Source organism: Streptomyces sp. NPDC001843 (assembly GCF_042891955.1).
Lineage (GTDB): Bacteria > Actinomycetota > Actinomycetes > Streptomycetales > Streptomycetaceae > Streptomyces.
Map to the genome: position 1 here is coordinate 741256 of NZ_JBIATQ010000001.1, position 19314 is coordinate 760569.

At 71.2% G+C, this 19314-nt stretch carries 13 protein-coding genes and 2 pseudogenes; 6 read left to right on the plus strand and 9 right to left on the minus strand.

Annotated elements, in window-relative coordinates; genetic code table 11:
• Nucleotides 1-2 precede the first annotated feature (2 nt).
• From ACFYZQ_RS03475 to araD, 5 genes are all read left to right on the plus strand, one after another.
• Nucleotides 3-1598 (plus strand): sugar ABC transporter ATP-binding protein, encoded by a 1596-nt coding sequence (locus ACFYZQ_RS03475; RefSeq protein WP_389141125.1) that lies wholly within the window; start codon nt 3-5, stop codon nt 1596-1598.
• Nucleotides 1595-2614: an ABC transporter permease gene (locus tag ACFYZQ_RS03480; protein ID WP_389141127.1), complete on the plus strand. Its 1020-nt coding sequence runs from the start codon at nt 1595-1597 to the stop codon at nt 2612-2614. Before ACFYZQ_RS03475 ends, ACFYZQ_RS03480 begins: the two co-directional genes overlap by 4 nt.
• A gap of 121 nt (nt 2615-2735) precedes the next feature.
• A complete protein-coding gene (gene araB / locus ACFYZQ_RS03485) occupies nt 2736-4427 on the plus strand; it encodes a ribulokinase (protein WP_389141129.1) in 1692 nt (563 codons plus the stop codon).
• Nucleotides 4428-4450: 23 nt separating this feature from the next.
• On the plus strand, nt 4451-5968 hold the full coding sequence (gene araA / locus ACFYZQ_RS03490) for an L-arabinose isomerase (RefSeq protein ID WP_389141131.1): 1518 nt from the start codon (nt 4451-4453) through the stop codon (nt 5966-5968).
• 28 nt (nt 5969-5996) lie between these two features.
• Nucleotides 5997-6728 carry an L-ribulose-5-phosphate 4-epimerase AraD gene (gene araD / locus ACFYZQ_RS03495; protein ID WP_389141133.1) on the plus strand — a complete coding sequence of 244 codons (732 nt, stop codon included), beginning with the start codon at nt 5997-5999 and terminating at the stop codon, nt 6726-6728.
• Between the two features lie 36 nt (nt 6729-6764).
• Here araD and ACFYZQ_RS03500 read toward each other — a convergent pair whose 3' ends face one another.
• The 7 genes and pseudogenes from ACFYZQ_RS03500 to ACFYZQ_RS03530 all read right to left on the minus strand — a co-directional run bounded on the left by ACFYZQ_RS03500 (nt 6765) and on the right by ACFYZQ_RS03530 (nt 15612).
• The gene (locus ACFYZQ_RS03500; protein ID WP_389141135.1) at nt 6765-8606 is read right to left on the minus strand and encodes an endo alpha-1,4 polygalactosaminidase; all 1842 of its coding nucleotides are present in this window, start codon (nt 8604-8606) and stop codon (nt 6765-6767) included.
• 72 nt (nt 8607-8678) lie between these two features.
• Nucleotides 8679-9560 (minus strand): hypothetical protein, encoded by an 882-nt coding sequence (locus ACFYZQ_RS03505; protein ID WP_389141137.1) that lies wholly within the window; start codon nt 9558-9560, stop codon nt 8679-8681.
• A gap of 248 nt (nt 9561-9808) precedes the next feature.
• Complete coding sequence (locus ACFYZQ_RS03510; protein WP_389141139.1) at nt 9809-10804, minus strand: hypothetical protein; 996 nt, start codon at nt 10802-10804, stop codon at nt 9809-9811.
• Nucleotides 10805-10876: 72 nt separating this feature from the next.
• Nucleotides 10877-11422: a DNA/RNA non-specific endonuclease gene (locus tag ACFYZQ_RS03515; RefSeq protein WP_389141141.1), complete on the minus strand. Its 546-nt coding sequence runs from the start codon at nt 11420-11422 to the stop codon at nt 10877-10879.
• 33 nt (nt 11423-11455) lie between these two features.
• A pseudogene (locus ACFYZQ_RS03520) lies at nt 11456-11992 on the minus strand (RHS repeat domain-containing protein); the annotation flags it as partial.
• A pseudogene (locus tag ACFYZQ_RS03525) lies at nt 11953-14154 on the minus strand (type IV secretion protein Rhs); the annotation flags it as partial. The pseudogenes ACFYZQ_RS03520 and ACFYZQ_RS03525, both read right to left, overlap by 40 nt.
• Nucleotides 14155-14184: 30 nt before the next feature.
• Nucleotides 14185-15612, minus strand: coding sequence for a DUF6531 domain-containing protein (locus ACFYZQ_RS03530; protein ID WP_389141142.1), 1428 nt, complete (start codon nt 15610-15612; stop codon nt 14185-14187).
• A gap of 87 nt (nt 15613-15699) precedes the next feature.
• Here ACFYZQ_RS03530 and ACFYZQ_RS03535 point away from each other — a divergent pair, with 87 nt between their 5' ends.
• Nucleotides 15700-16206, plus strand: a complete 507-nt coding sequence (locus tag ACFYZQ_RS03535) for a DUF6518 family protein (protein WP_389141883.1) — start codon at nt 15700-15702, stop codon at nt 16204-16206.
• 127 nt (nt 16207-16333) lie between these two features.
• On the opposite strand, the gene ACFYZQ_RS03540 is transcribed toward ACFYZQ_RS03535, so the two are convergent.
• Both ACFYZQ_RS03540 and ACFYZQ_RS03545 read right to left on the minus strand, forming a co-directional pair.
• Nucleotides 16334-17920, minus strand: a complete 1587-nt coding sequence (locus ACFYZQ_RS03540; protein WP_389141143.1) for a sigma-70 family RNA polymerase sigma factor — start codon at nt 17918-17920, stop codon at nt 16334-16336.
• A 132-nt stretch (nt 17921-18052) separates the two neighbouring features.
• Nucleotides 18053-19303, minus strand: a complete 1251-nt coding sequence (locus ACFYZQ_RS03545; RefSeq protein ID WP_389141144.1) for an erythromycin esterase family protein — start codon at nt 19301-19303, stop codon at nt 18053-18055.
• Nucleotides 19304-19314: the final 11 nt, after the last annotated feature.

Below are 19314 nucleotides of genomic sequence, written 5' to 3' on the forward strand. Positions count from 1 at the left end.
GCATGACGGCCACGAAGAACGCCCCGGGCCGCGCGATCACCGCGCGGCTGCGGGGAGTACACAAGTCCTACGGGCCCGTGCGCGTCCTCGATCTGCCGGAGCTCGACCTCTACGCCGGGCAGGTGGTCGGCGTGGTCGGCGAGAACGGGGCCGGGAAGTCCACGCTGATGGGCACGCTCGCCGGATCGGTGCACCGGGACGGCGGCGAGATCCTCATCGACGGCGAGCCTCTCGTCGCGGGGTCGACCGAGGCGGCGGGACAACTCGGTGTCGCCATGGTCTCCCAGGAGTTCCCCCTGGTCGGCCAGCTCTCGGTGGCCGAGAACCTGCTGCTGGGCCGCCGGCCGCGGCAGTCGAGGCGGCGGTTCCTGGTGGACCGCGGTGCCCAGCGGGCCGAGGCCGAGGCGATGCTGGCGGAGATCGGGCTGTCCCCCGCACGGATCCGGGTGGGCCGGGAGGTGCGTACCCTTCCGGTGCCGACCCGGCAGATGATCGAGATCGCCAAGGCCTGGGGCCGTGAGCCCAAGCTGCTGATCCTGGACGAGCCGACCTCCTCGCTGGGTCCGGTCGAGGCCGAGATGGTGCTGGGGCTGGCCCGGCAACTGGCCGAGCGCGGCGGCACCGTGCTGTTCATCGGGCACCGGCTCGACGAGGTGCGGGAGATCAGCGACCGGGTGCTGGTGCTGCGCAACGGCAGGCTGGTCGCCGACCTGCAACCGGCTGAGGCCTCCGAGGAGCGGCTGATCCGGGAGATGGTCGGCGGTGAGGTCGCCCAGGGCGAGCCGAAGGCGCCGCCGGCGACGAGCCCGATCCTGCTGCAGGTGCAGGACCTGACCGCGGACGGTCTGGGTCCCGTCGATCTGGAGGTGCGCGAGGGCGAGATCCTGGGCGTGGCCGGGCTGATGGGTTCGGGCCGCAGCCGCCTCGTCCACACGATCGCGGGCGCGCAGCCCTCGACGGGCGGCCGGATGCTGCTGGGCGGTGAGCCCTACCGGCCGCGGGGCGCGGGCGACGGTGTGGCGGCCGGCATCGCGCTGATCCCGGAGGACCGCAAGGAGCAGTCGCTGGTGCTGTTCGCGTCGATCCGGTCCAACGTCGTCGTCTCGGTGCTCAAGCGGATCAGCACCCGGGGCCTGCTCGGCCCGCGCCGGGAACGTGCCGAGGCGCGGAAGATCACCGAGAACGTCAACGTGCGGATGCAGTCGGTCGAGCAGCCGATCGGTTCGCTGTCCGGCGGCAACCAGCAGCGCGCCATCTTCGGCCGTGCCTTCGCCGCCGGACCGCGCCTGCTGCTGCTGGACGAGCCGACCCGCGGCGTGGACGTGGGTGCCAAGGCGGAGATCTACAAGCTGATCGACCGGGCCGCCGAGCAGGGCATGGCGCTGGTCGTCGCCTCCTCCGAACTGGAGGAACTGCTGTGGATCTGCCACCGCATCGCGGTGATGAACCACGGACGGGTGGTCGCGGTCCTCGACCGGGCCGACGCCACCAAGGAACGGATCATGACGGCCGCGGCCGGAACGTCCCCCCTCCATCAGGAAGAGCCCGGACGGGAAATGCCGGGCCAGTCCCCACTCGCGAACGGAGCCCCAGCATGAGCGCGCAGAGCACGCTCGTTCCCGACGAGATCGCACCGCCTGCCCGCCCGGCCGTGTCGAACCTCCTCCGCAAGCTCGCCGCCTCCCCCGAGGCAGGTGTGATCATCGCCTGCGTCCTGGTGTTCGTCGGGATCGCCGCGAACGCGGAGACGTACACCGCGGTGGGCAACCTCCAGGTGATGGGACGCGACCTGTCACAGGTGGGCATCCTGGCGATCGGCGAGTCCCTGGTCATCCTGACCGGTGGCATCGACCTGTCGGTGGGCGCGCTGGCGGGTCTGGCCGGCATCCTGGCCGGCTGGCTGAACGTCAACGAGGGCCTTCCGGCACCGGTGGCGATCCTGATCACGCTGGTGATCTGCGCCGCGGTGGGGCTCTGGCACGGCACCATGGTCACCCGGCTGAACGTGCCGCCCTTCGTGATCACCCTGGTCACCTACACGGTGGCCCAGGGCACGGCGCTCGCGATCACCAGCGGCTCGCCGATCAACAACCTCGATCCCCTGTTCAGCAACCTGAGCCAGTACTACATCGGCCAGGTGCCGGTCCCGGCGCTCTTCTTCGTGGCAGCGGCCGCCGTCGCCTGGTTCGTGCTGGAGCGCACCTACGTGGGCCGTCAGATCTACGCGGTCGGCGGCAACAGGGAGGCCGCCCGGCTGGCCGGTATCCCGACCGCCCGCCGGATCACCTCCGCCTATGTCGCCAGCGCGGCGCTGGCCGGTGTGGTCGGCATCCTGGTGATCGGCAGGATGAACGTGGCCGACCCCTCGGTCGGCGCGGGCTGGGAGCTGACGGCGATCGCCGCCGCGGTGGTCGGCGGGATGTCGCTCTCCGGCGGCGAGGGCCGCATCGCCGGCATCGCGGCCGGCGCGATCCTGCTGGAGTTCATCACCAACGGCCTGCTCGCGCTCAAGGTCAGCCCGTACGACCAGCAGGTCGTCCAGGGAGCGGTACTCGGTGTCGCCATCCTGCTGGACCGGGTGCGTGCCCGCTACTTCGGGAGAAGCCGGGGTTAGCCCCCCCGAGAACGCCAGTGCCCTGAGAAGACCAGTGCCCCGATGACGCCGGTGCGCCACCATCGACCGAAAACCGGACAATGATCGACATATCGAACCCATTCGGTGAAGGAGACCGCTTGTGAACTCCGAGCAGAAGGCAGCCCGGGACCTGGAACCCTGCGTCGTCGGAGTCGACTTCGGAACGCTGTCCGGGCGGGCCGTCGTCGTCCGGGTGCGCGACGGTGCGGAGTTGGGGACGGCCGAGCACGCGTACCGGCACGCGGTCCTGGACGGGGCACTGCCGGACGGCACGCGGCTGCCGCCCGACTGGGCCCTGCAGGTGCCCTCGGACTACATCGACGTCCTGCGCACCGCCGTACCCGAGGCCCTCACCCGCGCCGGTGTGCGCCCGGAGCAGGTGATCGGCATCGGGACGGACTTCACCGCCTGCACGGTGCTGCCGGTGCTCGCCGACGGCACCCCCCTGTGCGAGCTGCCCGAGTACGCCGCCCGCCCGCACGCCTACGTCAAGCTGTGGCGCCACCACGCCGCCCAGGGGCAGGCAGACCGGATCAACGCGCTGGCCGCCGAGCGGAAGGAGCCGTGGCTGGAGCGGTACGGCGGGAAGATCTCCTCGGAGTGGGAGTTCGCCAAGGCGCTGCAGGTGCTGGAGGAGGACCCGGAGGTCTACCGGCGCACCGAGAGGTGGGTGGAGGCGGCCGACTGGATCGTGTGGCGGCTGTGCGGGACGTACGTACGCAACGCCTGCACCGCCGGTTACAAGGGGCAGTACCAGGACGGAAGTTACCCGTCCTCCGGCTACCTCGCGGCGCTGAACCCGGACTTCGCCTCCTTCGTCGTCGACAAGCTGGACCACCCGATCGGCCGACTCGGGGACGCGGCCGGGCGGTTGACCGCCGAGGCGGCGGCCTGGACAGGGCTGCCGGAGGGCGTCACGGTGTGCGTCGGCAACGTCGACGCGCATGTCACGGCCCCGGCGGCAGCGGCCGTGGAGCCGGGCCAGATGGTCGCCATCATGGGCACCTCCACCTGCCATGTGATGAGCTCCGACCAGCACGGTGTGGTGCCCGGCATGTGCGGGGTCGTGGACGGCGGCATCCTGCCCGGGCTGTGGGGTTACGAGGCCGGGCAGAGCGGCGTCGGTGACATCTTCGCCTGGTTCATCCGCTCCGGCCTGCCCGCCGAGTACGCCGAACAGGCCGCCGCGCTCGGCCGTGACCCGCACGAGCATCTGACGGCGCTCGCGGCCGGGCAGCGGGTGGGCGAGCACGGTCTGATCGCGTTGGACTGGCACAGCGGCAACCGGTCCGTACTGGTCGACCACGATCTCAGTGGGGTGGTGGTGGGGCTGACGCTGTCCACCCGTCCCGAGGACGTCTACCGGGCGCTGCTGGAGGCCACCGCCTTCGGTACCCGCACCATCATCGACGCCTTCGAGGCGGCCGGGGTGCCGGTGGACGAGCTGATCATCGCGGGCGGGCTGACCAAGAACGCCCTGCTGATGCAGATCTACGCCGACGTCACCCGCCGCCCGCTCGGCGTCATCGGCTCCGCCCAGGGCCCGGCGCTGGGGGCGGCGATGCACGCCGCGGTGGCGGCCGGGGCGTACGCCGACATCCAGAGTGCCGCCCGGTCCATGGGCAAGGCCGAGCGGGGCGTGTACCGGCCGGACCCCGGACGTGCCGCCGCCTACGACCGCCTGTACGCCGAGTACCGGTTGCTGCACGACTACTTCGGCCGCGGCACCAACGAGGTCATGCACCGTCTGCGCCGGCTGCGCGCAGAGGCCTCCGCCGCCCCCTCCTCGTGACGTGATGTGAAAGGACCCCTGCCATGACGACCCCCGAAACCCCCTACCGCGGCCAGGAGATCTGGTTTCTCACCGGCAGCCAGGGCCTGTACGGCGAGGACACCCTGCGCCAGGTCGCCTTCCAGTCCCAGCAGATCGCCGAGCGTCTGGACGCCACCCCGGACATCCCGCTGCCGATCGTGTGGAAGCCGGTCCTCACCGACGCCGACTCCATCCACCGCCTGTGCCGGGAAGCGAGCGTCTCCGACACCTGTGTCGGTGTGATCGTATGGATGCACACCTTCTCCCCGGCCAAGATGTGGATCGCCGGCCTCAGCGCGCTGGACCGGCCGGTGCTGCACCTGCACACCCAGTACAACCTGTCGCTGCCCTGGTCGAGCATCGACATGGACTTCATGAACCTCAACCAGGCCGCCCACGGCGACCGCGAGTTCGCCCACATCGAGTCCCGCATCGGCGTCCACCGCAAGATCGTCGCCGGACACGCCACCGACCCGCGTGTCGTACGGCGCGTCGCCACCTGGTCCAGAGCCGCCGCCGGCCGGCACGCCGCGCGCACCCTGCGCCTGGCCCGCTTCGGCGACAACATGCGCGACGTCGCCGTCACCGAGGGCGACAAGGTCGAGGCGCAGATGCGGTTCGGCTTCTCCGTCAACACCTACGCGGTGAACGACCTGGTCGCCGTCGTCGACGCCGTCGAGGACAAGGAGGCCGCCGAACTCGCCGCCGAATACTGCGAGTCGTACGACGTGGTGCCCTCCCTGCGACCGGACGGCATCCGGCACGACGCCCTGCTCTACGCCGCCCGCCTGGAGATCGGCCTGCGCACCTTCCTCGACGACGGCGGCTTCACCGCCTTCACCACCAACTTCGAGGACCTCGGCGGCCTGCGCCAGCTCCCCGGCATCGCCGTGCAGCGCCTGATGGCCGACGGCTACGGCTTCGGCGGCGAAGGCGACTGGAAGACGTCGGCCCTGCTGCGCACGATGAAGGTCATGGGCCAAGGAGCCCCGGGCGGCACCACCTTCATGGAGGACTACACCTACCACCTCGGCCCCGGCACCCCCCGCATCCTCGGCGCCCACATGCTGGAGGTCTGCCCCTCCGTGGCCGCCTCCCGCCCCAGCTGCGAACTGCACGCCCTGTCCATCGGCGACCGCGAGGACCCCGTCCGCCTCGTCTTCGACGCCGCCCCCGGCCCCGCCCTGGTCGTCGGCCTGGCCGACCTGGGCGAGCGGTTCCGGCTGACCGCCAACGCCGTCGACGTCGTACCCCCCAGCCAGCCGCTGCCCCAGCTGCCCGTGGCCCGGGCCGTGTGGGAACCGCGTCCCTCCCTCGCGGAGTCGGCCGAGAGCTGGCTGCTGGCCGGCGCTCCCCACCACACCGTCCTCAGCTCCGCGGTCGGCATCGAGACCCTCACCGACTTCGCCGCCATGACCGACGTCGAACTGCTCACGATCGACGAGCACACCTCCGTCGAGCAGCTCGCCAAGGAAATCCGCTGGAACGCCGCCTACCACCGCCTCGCCCAGCCCCTCTGACGAGATGGAGACCCCCGACGTGACCGCCATGACCGCACCAGTCCGGGCCGGCCTGCGGCAAGAGGTGCTGGACGCGAACCTCGCCATCCCGCAGGTCGGCCTGGCGACCCTGACCTGGGGAAACGTCAGCGGCGTCGACCGGGAGGCCGGGGTGTTCGTCATCAAGCCCTCCGGCGTCCCCTACGAACGCCTCACCATCGACCACCTGGTCACCGTCCGCCTGGCCGACGGCACCGTCGCCGACGGCGATCTGCGCCCCTCCACCGACACCGAGACCCACCGCTGCCTGTATCTGGCCTTCCCCTCCATCGGCGGCGTCACCCACACCCACTCCACCCACGCCGTGGCCTTCGCCCAGGCCCGCCGGGACATCCCCGTCCTGGGCACCACCCACGCCGACACCTTCAACGGCCCCATACCCTGCACCCCCGACCTCACCGCCGAGCAGTGCGAGAAGGACTACGAGTACAACACCGGCCGCGTCATCGTGGACATGCTGGAGGAGGACGACCGGAAGGCCGTCGAGGTCCCCGGCGCCCTCGTCGCCAACCACGGCCCCTTCACCTGGGGCTCGACCGCCCGCAAGTCCCTGGAGCACGCCATCATCTGCGAAGCGGTCGCCGACATCGCGCTGCACACCCTGGCCCTGTCCCCCGCCGCCCCGCCGCCCCCGCACCTTCTCAACCGCCACTACACCCGCAAACACGGCCCCGACGCCTACTACGGCAACCCGGGCATGCCGGCGTCCCCCGGAACGTGAAGAGGGGCGCCGCCCGGAGCGGCGCCCCTGCGGGTGTCAGCAAGTGCGATGGACGTAGCCGGTCGCGCCCTTGGGCACGACCTGCTCGTCGCGGCGGACGATGCTCAGGGTGCCGCCCCAGCCGGAGCACGCCCGCGCCATGCCCTTCGCCGTGTACTCGACCACGAGCACATTGCCGTCGAAGGCCTCGGCGAACTCCCCGCACTCGTCCCACTCGGCGCATTCCTCCGCCACGGCGAAGTCCAGGCCCACGGACCTACGGTCGGCCAGGAGTTCCGCGGTGTTCTTCTGGGCGACGGCCAGGCCCTTCTCGTGGGCGTGCGCCGACAGCAGCTTCATGAGCGCCTCGGCCTGGGCGGCCTCGAGGTATTTCGGGAAGCGGGTGAAGACGTCGTAGTTGTCGGGCTCGACCGCCTTGTACCCCCTGGCCGCGCACTCGTCGATCCAGGTGTCCAGCTCGGCGGCGATGCGCCGGCGCTTGGCCGCCGTGCGGATGTCCAGGACCGCCTCGCCCCAGCCCTTGTCGTAGACGACATGCCCCTCGGCGTCGCGCAGCAGCAGGCCGGAGTCCCAGTCGCGCCTCTCGTCCTGCTGCACCTGAAACGCGTTGATGTTGCAGATGCTGTAGACACCCGGCGCCGGCTCGCTCCCATGGTCGCGGCTGACCACCCGCACACCGGCCGACGGAGCGTACGCGCCGCCGATCTGGTAGTCCCAGCGCACATGCTTCGGCGGCAGCGTCACCTTGGCGGCCGGCACGGGCGCCGACGCGGACGGCGAGAGCACGGCGGCCCCGGGCGCGGCTGACGACGAGGAGGAGGCGCCGTCCCGGAGCGATCCGAGGCCCACCGCGGCGATGCTCACGCCGGTGACCGCCAGGGCCGCCGCGAGGCCGACGAGGACGTGTCGCCGCCGGCGTCCGTGACCGGTTCGCGTGTCGTCCGTTTCCGCCTTCCTCCCGTCGGCGGCCGGACCTGGTGCGGCCGGGCGTCCAGGGGAACCCCGACGGCCGGCTTCCAGGGCGTCGGGCACATCCGCCGCCATCGGAGCAACCGCCGCGACCGGCACCGCGGACTTCGGCAACTCCCGCAGCATACGGCGCAGTTCGTCGAGCCCGGGGCGGGCGGCCGGGTCCTTGTCCAGGCAGCGTTCGGCGATGCTCCGGAGCGGCTCGTCGACTCCACTCAGATCCGGCGCCTCGTACATCACCTGATAGCCCGTCAGGTACGGGCTGGCCCCGTCGAACGGGCGGTTGCCGGTGGCCGCGTAGACCAGCAGCGACCCCAGTGAGAAGACGTCCGAGGCCCCGGTGACCTCGCGTGGCGCGGCGAACTGCTCGGGAGACATGAAGGGCGGGGTACCGATCAGCCGGCCGGTCACCGTGAGGGCCTCGTTGTCGACGGCGTACGAGATGCCGAAGTCGATGACGCGCGGCCCGTCCTCGGCCATCAGGACGTTGCTCGGCTTCAGATCCCGGTGCACCACACCCACCCGGTGGATGTCCCTCAGCGCCTCGACCAGACCCAGCGCGAGCACGCGCAGCTCGGTGCCACGCAGCGGTCCCTCCTTGGCCACGACGTCCGACAGCGTGCGGCCCGGGACGTACAGCGTCGCCATCCACGGCTGCGGGGCGTCGGGATCGGCGTCCACCACCGGGGCGGTGAACGCCCCGCTCACCCGCCGGGCCGCCGCGACCTCCTGCCTGAAGCGGATCCGGAACTCCTTGTCCTGCGCGTACGGCGCGTGCACGACCTTGACCGCGACCCGCCGCCCCGATTCCGAGCGGCCCAGATAGACGACACCCATACCGCCGCTGCCGAGCCGGTCGACCAACGTGTAGCCGCCCATGGACTCCGGATCGCCGGGGCTCAGCGACATCGCGGGTCACCTTTCCAAAGTGCCTGCTCCGAAAAGCCGTTCAGGCGCCTCAGCCTAATATGGCGGTCGCGCTCACTGAGCGACGAGGCCGATCGGGTGGCCGGCGTCGCGGGGGCACACGGCGATGGTCAGGCGGCCGCGGCCCGGTGAGACCCCTGTGGGGTCGTTGGCCCACAGGGCGTCTGCGTCCTGCTGGTCCTCATAAGGAATCCAGCTGGTGGTGCTGGGATCCCATTCGCTTTCCTCCGCCGTGAGGAGCGGGGCGACTTCCGTGCCGCAGACGGAACAGACCAGCGGCGGTGGCCCCGTGAGCGGCCAGGCAACGTACCCGCCGACCTTCCAGCCAGGAGCCGTGGACAGGTCCGAGATGTACCGATCGCCCTCGTCCTCCGGCCCTCCCCACGCAGCGATGCGCTCCCGCAGGGCAGGGTCAAGGGTCATGAAGTAGGGATGCTCGACGATCTCCTCGGGGTGCAGCACGCAGGGGGACGGTACAAGTTCTTCACGGCCGACGACTTCGGGCACCGGCTGCTCCGCCGGCACGGCGGCCACGTCCTCGGCCCGCCGCCACCGCACCTGGACATACGGCTGGTGACGGCTCTCACCGTGCCTCTCGAAGCCGCACCAGAACACCTGGAGCACGTCCCCCTCCTCCGTATCGGGCAGACCGGGGACATCGCGTCGGTACAACTGTGCGACGGCCAGCAGCGGGATGGGGTCCGTGTCGGCAAGGTGCGGGGCATGCCGACCGCGCTTGAACTGGGCGAGGATGCCGGCTTCCTCGGCGTTGGGCCCGGACCGCGGATCACGCCGCCAGGCCCGCTCCAGGATCTCCCGCTCGCGCACCACCTCCGAGTACCGGTAGCCGCTGCCGCGCTTGTGCGGGATCGTGCAGACCGGCCAGGGTTCGTCGGCGGGCCACAGCAACGGACCACCGACCGAACTGTCATGCATCGTGGGAGCACCGCGCCGCGGGTGCAGCCGCGTGGCAGTCCGGCGCATCGCGACCAGCTCGGGGAAGATCTCTTCGACATCGACGGGGCGGGGCGGGGTGGTACGCGGCGCACGCCGACCGGGGCGGCAGGGTGCCGTCATGTCAACCGGGGGCTGAGAAACGGGCGTAGTACAAAGACAGCGCGCAGGCCGGTGCGACCATCCACCTCGGCGGCCGGTTCCTCGAACCGGCCGCCGCCAGAGCTCGCTCACTGAGTGACGAGGCCGATCGGGTGGCCGGCGTCGCGGGGGCACACGGCGATGGTCAGGCGGCCGCGGCCCGGTGAGACGCGGGTGGGGATGTTGGACCCCCTGACACCGGCATTCTGCCGGTCTTCCGTCGGGATCCAACTGGCGGTGCCGGGTGTCCATTCATGCTGGTCCGCTGTGAGGAGCGGAGTGAGTTCCGTGCCGCAGGTGGAGCAGTCCAGGGGCCCGGGCCCGGTGAGGTTCCAGGCGATGTAGCCGCCGATCTTCCAGCCGGGGGCCGTGGACAGGTCATAGATGTACTGCGGGCCTTCGTCTTCCTCCGGCCCCTCCCATACCTCGATGCGGTCCTGCAGTTCGGGAGGCAGGTCTTCGAGGTACGGGTGCTCGACGATCTCCTCGGGATGGAGCACACACGGCGACGGGACGAGTTCCTCACGGCCGACGACCTCGGGGACCGGCGGTTCGGTCAGCAGCGTGCCGACATCTTCGGAGTGCCGCCAGCGTAGGTGTACGTGGAGGTCGTAACGACTCTCGCCGTGCCGTTCGAAGCCGCACCAGAAAACCTGGAGCAGGTCTCCGTCCCCGACGTCGGGCAGGCCGGGGACGTCGCGCCGGTACAGCTGGGCCACGGCGATCAGCGGGATGGGGTCCGTGTCGGAGAGGTGCGGGGCATGCCGACCGCGTTTGAAGCCGTCGATGATCTCGATCTCTTCGGCGGTCGGTCCGGAGTCCGGTTCGCGCCGCCCGGCCGCCTCCAGAATCTCCCGCTTACGCACCACCTCGGTGTAGCGAAAGCCGCTGGAGCGCTTGTGCGGAATGGTGCACATCGGCCAGGGCTCGTCGGCGGGCCACAGCATCGGTCCACCGACCGAGCTGTCGTGAGCGGTGGGGGTGCCGCGCCGCGGGTGCAGCCGAGTGGCGGTCCGGCGCAGCCCGGCCAGTTCGGGGAAGGCCGCTTCTACGTCGGCGGGGCGGGGTGGGGTGGTACGCGGCATGAGCCAGGACTCCCGGGGCTTGAGGTGGATGCGGCGTGGTTCGGTGTCGGGGGCCGAACGGGGAATCTGCGCTCAGGAACCCCACCCTGGCACGGCGGTGCGTACCCCGGCTGCGGGATTGTCGAGCCAGCCATTCAGTTCGAATCCCTTGTTGCCGTAAGCGGAGTACTCGAGGCGGATGGGTATCGGATTGGTTCCCTCATAGATCGGGGTGATGTCGTACTGGACGACCTCTTTCCTGTCGGACACGGCCTGGTAAATCTTGTCCTCGATCATGTCGCGCTGGTACGGGGAGTTGGTGGGGTTCTGCGTCTGGGTCACGAGGTTGTGTTTGGCATTGTGCTTCACCCCTGCGCCGCCGAGACGGTTGGCCAGGAGGTGGCCGCGGGCCTCGTTGAACGCATTCCCGTTACCGCGCCAGCCCGGCGGCTTGGACGCGCCTGCCGGGTCGCCCGTATCGAGCATCTCGGGCCGGATGCAGGCGGAGACGCCGGTCGGGCGGCCGAGGTGGTCCAGAGGCTTGTAGCGAATGCTGCCGCCCCGCCCGTTGCTGCCCTGGGTCCACTCGTAGTGGTCCTTCCGGCACGGCGCCAGGCCGAGGGGGTCGTAGAGGTCCAAGGGGTTGTCGACGTAGGCGACCGGGTTGGGCGCCGGCGTCAGGCCCAGCGGGTCGGGGCTGACGTACCGTGCGGTCTCCGGGTCGTAGTGGCGGAAGTAGTTGTAGTGGAGACCGGTCTCGGGGTCCGCGTACTGGCCGGGGTGGCGCAGCGGTGTGTGGGCGGTGGCGTCCGGGTTGACGGCTGTGGTGCCCCAGACCGTCGAGCGGGTGCGCCAGGCGATCGTGCCGCTCTCGTCGACGAGTTCCGTCGGGGTGCCGACGAGGTCGGAGACGATGGCGAAGAAGCGTGAGTCGACCTCGTCGTCGGACAGGGGCTTGCGCTCGTACTGAAGCAGCGGCCGGAACCCGTCGTGGTCCCAGGTGAGCGTTGTGCCGGTGGCCGCGGTCGTCTGCTCGACCAGGCGCGGACCGTCCCACGTGAAGCGGGTCTCGTCGACGACCTGACCGGCCTCGTCCAGACGGTACTTGGCGGTGCGGCGGCCCAGCGGGTCGTACGGTAGTGCCAGGTGGCGCCGTCGGGCGTGGTGCAGGAGGTGAGGCGGTTCTCGGCGTCCCAGGAGTAGCGCCAGACGTCGGGCTTGCGGGAGAGGCGCTTCTTGACTCGCTCGACGAGGCGTCCGGCGTCGTCGTAGCGGTAGTGGGTCTGTCCGGCACGGACGACGCGGGTGCCGGTGTAGTCGCGCTCACCACGAGCTGCCGGGTCCGCGGCGCGGTCCGGCCACTCGGCGGTGAGCTGGTTGCCGGACGCGTCGTAGGCGTACCTCTCCGGTCCGGCGGGCCCCGTGGCGCCGAGCGGCCTGCCGACGGGGTCGAGGGCGTAGGTCGTGCCCCGCCCGGTGACCTTCTCGTGGACGGCGGTGAGGTGGTCGTCGGCCCGGTAGGTGTAGCTGCGGGCGCGTATTCGCCGGCCCTGCTGTGCGGTGAGGCTCTGCTGTGTGAGCCGCCCCACCGTGTCCCAGTCGGAGGCGAAGCGCAGGCCGGTGCCAACGGTGCGCTCGATCTCGCGGCCGAGGAGGTCGTGGGTGAAGCCGAGGGTGTGCCGGCCGTCGACGGTGAGGGCGATGCGGTTGCCGACCTCGTCCCAACCCGACTCGGTCCGTGCGCCGGTGGGTGTGGTGCGCGAGACGCGCCGCCCCGCCGAGTCGTAGCCGAGGCGGAGGGTGGCGCCGTCCACGGTCTGGGTCAGCAGCCGTCCCGCCACGTCGTAGGTGAACTCCAGGATGCACTGCGGATCTTCGGCCGTCGTCAGGCGGGACGCGCTGTCGTAGGAGAACGTGGTGCGGGTGCTCCCGGCCGTCTTCGCGGTGAGCCGGCCGTTCTCGTCGAACTCGAACCCGACGTCCTGCCCCGCCGGGTTGGTGCGCAGGACGAGCCGACCGGCCGGGTCGTAGGCACAGCGGCTGACGCGACCGTCGAAGTCGGTCTCGGTGAGCACCCGGCCGACGGGATCGTACGCGTAGCTCCACGTCAGTCCGGCCGGGTTGACGACCTGGACCAGGCGCTGTTCGGTGTCGTGGAGGAAGGTGTGTGTGCGGCCGTCGGGCGTCGTCCGCGAGGTGAGCAGGTCGAACGGGCCGAAGGTGCTGCTGGTGACGCCGCCGAGCGGGTCGGTGTGGCGGACGCAGTTGCCCTCGCCGTCCCATTCCCATGTCTCACGGCTGCCGTCGGGGGCCGTGCGCGTGCGCAGTCTTCCCTCGGCGTCCCACTCGAACCTGGAGGTCGCGCCGAGCGCGTCGGTCAGTTCGACGGGTTGCCCGAGGGCGTCCCGGCGGCACACGGTGCGCGCGCCGCGGGCGTCCTCCACGGCCACCGGGAGACCGGCCGCGTCGGCTTCCAGCCGCAGGGTCGCTCCCAGCGGGTCGGTGACGCTCTCCGGGGCGCCGGTGCGGTGGTGGGTGAAGCGGTGGGTGGCTCCGTCCGGGCCGACGACCGCGGTGCGGTTGCCCCGCTCGTCGTACTCCAGTCGGGTCTCGGCGCCGTCCGGGCCGGTGAGGGAGACCGGCAGATGCAGGGCGTTGTAGCCGATGCGGGTGACGGTCCCGTCGGGGGCGGTGACTAATGTCAGGTTCCCGTCCTCGTCCCATTCCCAGCGGGTGGTGCGCCCGAGCGGGTCGGTGTGGGACAGGAGGTGGTCGTGGCGGTCCCACTGCTGGGTGGTGGTGTGCCCGAGCGGAGCGGTGATCGCGATGATCTGGCCGTGCCGGTTGGCTCGGTAGACCGTGGCGTGTCCTAGCGAGTCGGTGTACGTGACGGTGCTGGAGCCGTCCTCGAGTGGATCGCCGTACGTCACAGTGGAGTCGAGGAAACCGTCGGTGCCGCGGGTCTCGACCACCCGGCCGACGGCGTCGTAGGCGTAGGTGAACTCGGTGTCGTTGGCGTCCCGCCAGCCCGTGACGCGGTGGGCGTCGTCGTAGGTGAAACGCGTCGCGGCGTCGACGGCGTCGCGCACCTCGATCAGGTCCGCAGCGTCGTCGTAACGGAAGGAACGTATCGCCACCGGCTCCCCGGCGGTGCCGACCGACAGCCTTGTGACAAGGCCCCGTGCGGCGTCGGAGTCGACCAGGACGCGGTAGCCGCCGCTGTGGGTGACGGTGAGCGGGACATCGTGCTCGTCGCGTTCCACGGTGACGCTGTTGCCGTTGCGGTCCTCGACACCGACCAGCCACCACACACCGTCCCGCGATGCCGCGGGCTCGAAGTGGCGCACGAGCCCGCTGTGCGGATCCTGCACCGTCAGTACGTAGCTGCTGCCACGCGTGACCTAGGTGAGGGGCAGCCGTACGCCTTCGGCCGGGCCGACCCGGTCGCCGGGCAGGTCGGGCAGGCGCGGATAGGCCAGGGCCGAGCCGTCCTCCCGGTACCACCAGAACCCGCCCAACCCGTCGTCCTTCTCCAGGCGTTCGTCCAGCGTGCAAGCCCATGACGGGCCGAAGGAGCGTCCTGCGGCATAGCCGGACAGGTGGGTGCGGCGCAGGGCCAGCGGCAGCACACCGGGCAGCTGTACGTCGGTCTGGGCGAGGATCATCTGGCCGCTGGCCATGTCGATCGGGTCGCCGCACGTCTCCTTGACGTCCAATTCACGGGCCTGCCGGGACAGCTCCGACGAGTCGATCTTCAGGCCGTCGTCCGGATCGCGGCCGGACGACGGGGCACCGCCGTGGCCGCCCCGGCCTCCGCCCCCGTCGCCCTTGCCGCCGACACGGATGCCGTGCACCCGGTCCCGTACGTCGAGGTCGATGCCCTTGTGCAGCCTGGAAGTGGCCTTCACCCGCTCCGGGACGGTCTCCGTGACGTGCTTGGCTATCTTGCCGAGGGCCTTCTCCGAGCCCTTCAGCGCGCCGTGCAGCACGCTGTCGAAAGCCTGCGTGAACGGATCGCGGCCCTTGCTCCGTCCGAAGGCTCCCCTGGCCCTGGACAGCGGCGAGGATGCGGCCAGATGCAGCTCGCTGCCGTGCCGCGACACCTTGCCCGCGCCGTCCTCGAACTCGATGTGATCGATCCTGGTGGTCTTCGGGGCGCCCCCGTCACCACTGTCGCCGGAGCCGCCGGCCGAGGCGAGTCGCAGCCCCCCGTGCCCTCCGTGCCCACCACTCTTTCCGTCGGCGGGCGGCAGCGAGAACGCCCCCTCGGCCAGGTCGAGCACGACGTCCTCGATCATCGCCTCCAGCTTGGCGTTGACCGGCTCGGTGACCTTGGCCAGGACCTCGTCGACGATCCGGTCGACGGCCTCGTCGATGATCCTCTTGACCAGCTGTCGCATCGCCGTGACCTCGGCCGCGCCGAGCACCGCGGACAGACCGCCGGTGACGAAGGAGAGCCCGACGGATAGACCCACCGAGCCTGCCATGACGGCGAGTTCGTCCTCCGCCTTGGTCTTCATCCCGAAGACGATGTCCGCGAGGACGTCGCAGGCGTCCGCGAACAGGCGGGCAAGTTCCGGGAGTTTCTCGAGGTGACTGGCCTTGGCCTCGTTCCAGTGCTTCTCCATCGCGTCGACGGCCCAGCCCTCGGAGGAGGACAGGATCCGAGAGACCGCCTTGTGGGCGTCGCCGCCGTGGCCCTCGAACTGCTCAGCGAACTCCCGCATGGCGTCGGCCATTTCGCGGTAGTCGTCCTCGTCGACATTCGGGAAGTTGATCCCGATGAAGTCCAGAACCTCGTCCAGCCAGCCCGGGATCGTGTAACCCATCCCCGTAACTCCCCCGTTGCCCTGCGCTTGCTCGCGCTTCCCGGGTCCGCGCGTCGCGGTCGAGAACCTTAGTAAATATCAGCACGCCTGTGCGAGTCGCGAACGGTCACGGCACCGACCGGGCTCCGCCCAGGCGGATGGAACTGGCCTCGGGCCGCGGCGGCGCCGGCGCCGGCGCCGGCGCCGGCCGGGATCGTGCTGGGGGTTCTCACCAACCTCGCTCAGGGCCGGCTGCCCGATCGCTGGAGCCAGATCGCCGATTCCGGCGCCGTCAGGTCGGTTGTGGCCTTTGCAGCCGGCGCAGTGCCGGCCGACCGGGTGTCGTCCGTCACGGCCGCCGTCAGTGGTCTGTGCGCCGAAGCCGGGCTGGTCGTCGGCTACTACGCCTGTGCCGAGTTCGGCCGGGACGGCATGGGTGCCCTGTCCTGGCCATTGGTCTGGCTTGTGATGGCGTTCGTCGCGGGGCCTCTCTTCGGGGTCGCGGGCGTCTGGTGGCGGCACGGGACGGCGGCCTGGCAGCGTGTTGCCGCCATCGGGGCTCTGACGGGTGTCTTCGGGCGGGAGGGCATTCATTACGCCTGGACGCTGAACTAGGAGCGGGCGCTGTCCGTTCTGGCCGCCGTCCTTCTGTCGCTCCTGGCCTATGCCGCCATCCAACTTCCGCTGGGGGGCCTGAGCGCTGCCGCGTGAGTGCCGTCACCGCCGAACACCCCGTTCGGTGTCAGGTCCAGGGCGCCGTGAGAAGGAAGGAACGGCCGGCCCGGTACGCGGCCGTGTTCTCGGAAGGGTCGAGCCACAGCTGGAGGTCGTCCCGGTGGCGGAGGTAGCGGCCGGGGTAGTTGTACGACTCCAGGGAGACCGAACCGGCCGTGGCACCGGAACGGGGGCAGAAGGTGGCGTCCTTCTGGAAGATGGCGGACCGGTCGTCGGCGTCCAGCCGGATACGGAAGGCGTAGTGCCGCACATACCTGCCCGTGGCGTCCCTGAGCGAGTAGCAGCGGGGGTCCGCCAGGCCGGGAACGAAGGTGAAGGTGGCCGCCTGCCGGGCGGCGGCGGAGCTGGTGGCGCCGACCGGGGCCAGGATGCCGAGCCGGCCGGACTGGCTCACGTAGTCGCCGGGGTCGTCGACCGACCGTAGGGCATGCCGCCCCGAGAACCGCGCCTCAGCCGTCGTCGCCGGGGCCGCTGTCGGCGTCGGTGTGGGCGACGGCGTAGCCCTCGGTGTCGGCGTCGGTGTCGGCGAGGCGAGCGTTCTCGGGGCCGGCGGCACGGACGGGGCGGGCGACAGCGGGGCCGCTTCGGCGGGCCGCGCGGCCGGCTCGTGCGAACCTGTGACGGTGTACCACGCCACTCCGGCAGCCGCGAGCGTGACGGCACCGGCGGCTGCCACCGCCGCGGGCTTGGCGGCCAGCCTGCCGATCGTCCGCGCCGTACGGCCCGCACCGCCCGCCGTACGCGTGCCCGCGCCGACGGTCGCCCCCGCCCCGGCCGAGCCCGCCCCCAGCGCCCTGACCAGTACCAGGCCGGCCAGGCCGACCGGCACCGGCACCAGCGCAAGGCCGGCCAGCAGCCCCTCCGCCGGTACCAGGTCGGACGAGCTCGACAGGCACTGCGGACAGTCGCGGACATGGCGTGCCAGCCGCTTGCGCCACAGCGCCGACGGCCGCCCGTCCCACGAGGCGAGTACGGGCGCCAGGTCCGGGCAGCGCGGCGAGGCCGTCACGGCTCGTACGACGGTGCGCGCCGTCTCCAGCCGTTCCTTGACCCGCTGGACGCGGACCGCGGCATGCTGCGGTGTGAGGTGGCAGGCCGCCGCGAGCTCGCCGCGGGTCAGTTCACCGGCACTCTCCATCCACCACAGCGCGAGTAGCTCGCGATCCTCCTCCTCCAGCCAGCGGGTCGCCTCCACCGCTTCACGCCGCTGGCCCGACAGCGCGATCCGAAGAATCGCCAGGTCGGAGAAGTCGGCCTGAGGGTCTGCGTCCTGGGCGTTCTCTTCCAGGGGTTCCGCGGTGAGCCAGGGTCTCCCTCTGCGCCACCGGTCACGGATCTGTCGCACGGTGATGGCGACGAGCCAGGACCGGAACCGATCCGGTCGCTCCAGGCCGGGCAACCCGTTCAGGACGCGGATCATCGTCTCCTGGACCACGTCGTCGACGTCGCTGTGCCCGTCCAGCGCGCGCCCGACGATGTTGTAGACCAACGGCAGGCAGTCCCGTATCAGCTGCTCCGAGGCCTGCCGGTCCCCGGCCCGCGCCGCCATGACGACGGCGACATCGGGCTGTTCCTGCGTGTTCCGCGAGCGCACCGCGCCCCACCTGTCCCGTCGCCTTGCCGATGTGTCGAGGCGACAGTGTGTCAGGGGCGAATCCGGGGGATCCGGGTGGGTCGCTCGTCAGGTGCCGCCCCACCGCGAACGACGGGGCCGCCGTGTCCGAGATCAGCCGAGCGGCTCCGAAGGCGTCGAGCGTGCCACGTACGCCAGCCCGTCGTACTCACGGGCGAGCACCGTCGGCGCCATGTGGAACCGGTAGGTCACCCGCGGTACCGCTGCGCCGAAGGACCGTACGAACTGTCGGCTTTCCAGCCACTGGGCGACGGCGGGCCGGGTCCGGCCGGCGCGCAGGTCGATGATGTGGTCCCCGGGGATGACCGACGCCAGTCGGGCCTCCACGGAGCGCGGGCCCGCCGCACTGACGGTGTGCTTCCTGGGCGGTCGTGTCGCGGAGTTCCCCGGGCGGGCGCGGAAGGCGCCCTCGCCGAATAGCAGGCCCAGGGCGTAGTAGGCCGCGCCGTAGTGGTTCCTGAGGTGGTGCCCCATGGCGGGTACGTCGCCGGCGTAGCGGTCGGTGGAAATGTGCCCGTTGTGCGCCCATACGGCGACCCCTCCGGCGGTCCGCTCCTCCAGGGAGATCACCGCCTGGGCCATGTGGCGGTCCCGCGCGGCCAGCGCGCCGGTCTCCTCACCGTCACCGCGCAACGGCCGGGCGGCCACGTCGGCCGCCGCAAGGATCGTGCGCGCGTGCCGGAGGGCGTCCTCCACGGGTGTGGCTCCGGCCCGCTCGGCAAGCCGGCACCGTTCCTCCTCGAGGAACCGGACGAGGTCGCGGGCCACGGCGAGGAGGCGGGGTCCCCGGTCCGCCAGGGAGCCCGGCCTGGCATCCGCCAGGGTGCCGAGCAGGCCGCCGGTGATGTCCGCCCGTTCGGGTGCCAGTGTGCGCAGTGCGGCGGCGAGTGCTGCCAGGGAGGGGCCGCACCTCTGGGGGTCGATGCCCACGAACCGCACGGCGCTCTCCTTGGGGACCGTCCGGTTGTGATCGCGCATCCACTCGATGACGTCGAGCATCTCGCGGGTCCGCCACGTCCAGAATCCGAGGCCGGTCAGTGCGCCGACGGCATCACCGGTTCCGTGCAGCACATGGTCGTCGATCGCCTGGGCGGCCGAGGCACTGGCCTCCATGGCCAGGGCGGTGAAGCCCATCTCCCGGACCAGGAAGCGCAGCAGCAGGTGTTTGAGCCGGAAGAACTCGGCGGTCCCGTGCGTCGCCTCGCCCATCCCCAGGACACGGACCTCGCCCAGCACCTCGCGCAGTGGCTCCAGGTCACCGTGAGCCGGTCGCGATGCCCCGGCGTTCAGGCTCTCCAGCGGTAAGGCGTTCTCCTTCAGCCACTGTTGTACTTCCTCGGTCATCGCCCTTCCCT

Coding starts and splice junctions, on each gene's coding strand:
- ACFYZQ_RS03480 (WP_389141127.1), top strand. CDS start 1,595: ATGAGCGCGCAGAGCACGCTCGTTCCCGACGAGATCGCACCGCCTGCC.
- ACFYZQ_RS03500 (WP_389141135.1), bottom strand. CDS start 8,606: ATGTCGCTGAGCCCCGGCGATCCGGAGTCCATGGGCGGCTACACGTTG.
- ACFYZQ_RS03475 (WP_389141125.1), top strand. CDS start 3: ATGACGGCCACGAAGAACGCCCCGGGCCGCGCGATCACCGCGCGGCTG.
- ACFYZQ_RS03505 (WP_389141137.1), bottom strand. CDS start 9,560: ATGCATGACAGTTCGGTCGGTGGTCCGTTGCTGTGGCCCGCCGACGAA.
- ACFYZQ_RS03530 (WP_389141142.1), bottom strand. CDS start 15,612: ATGGGTTACACGATCCCGGGCTGGCTGGACGAGGTTCTGGACTTCATC.
- araA (WP_389141131.1), top strand. CDS start 4,451: ATGACGACCCCCGAAACCCCCTACCGCGGCCAGGAGATCTGGTTTCTC.
- ACFYZQ_RS03510 (WP_389141139.1), bottom strand. CDS start 10,804: ATGCCGCGTACCACCCCACCCCGCCCCGCCGACGTAGAAGCGGCCTTC.
- araD (WP_389141133.1), top strand. CDS start 5,997: ATGACCGCACCAGTCCGGGCCGGCCTGCGGCAAGAGGTGCTGGACGCG.
- ACFYZQ_RS03545 (WP_389141144.1), bottom strand. CDS start 19,303: ATGACCGAGGAAGTACAACAGTGGCTGAAGGAGAACGCCTTACCGCTG.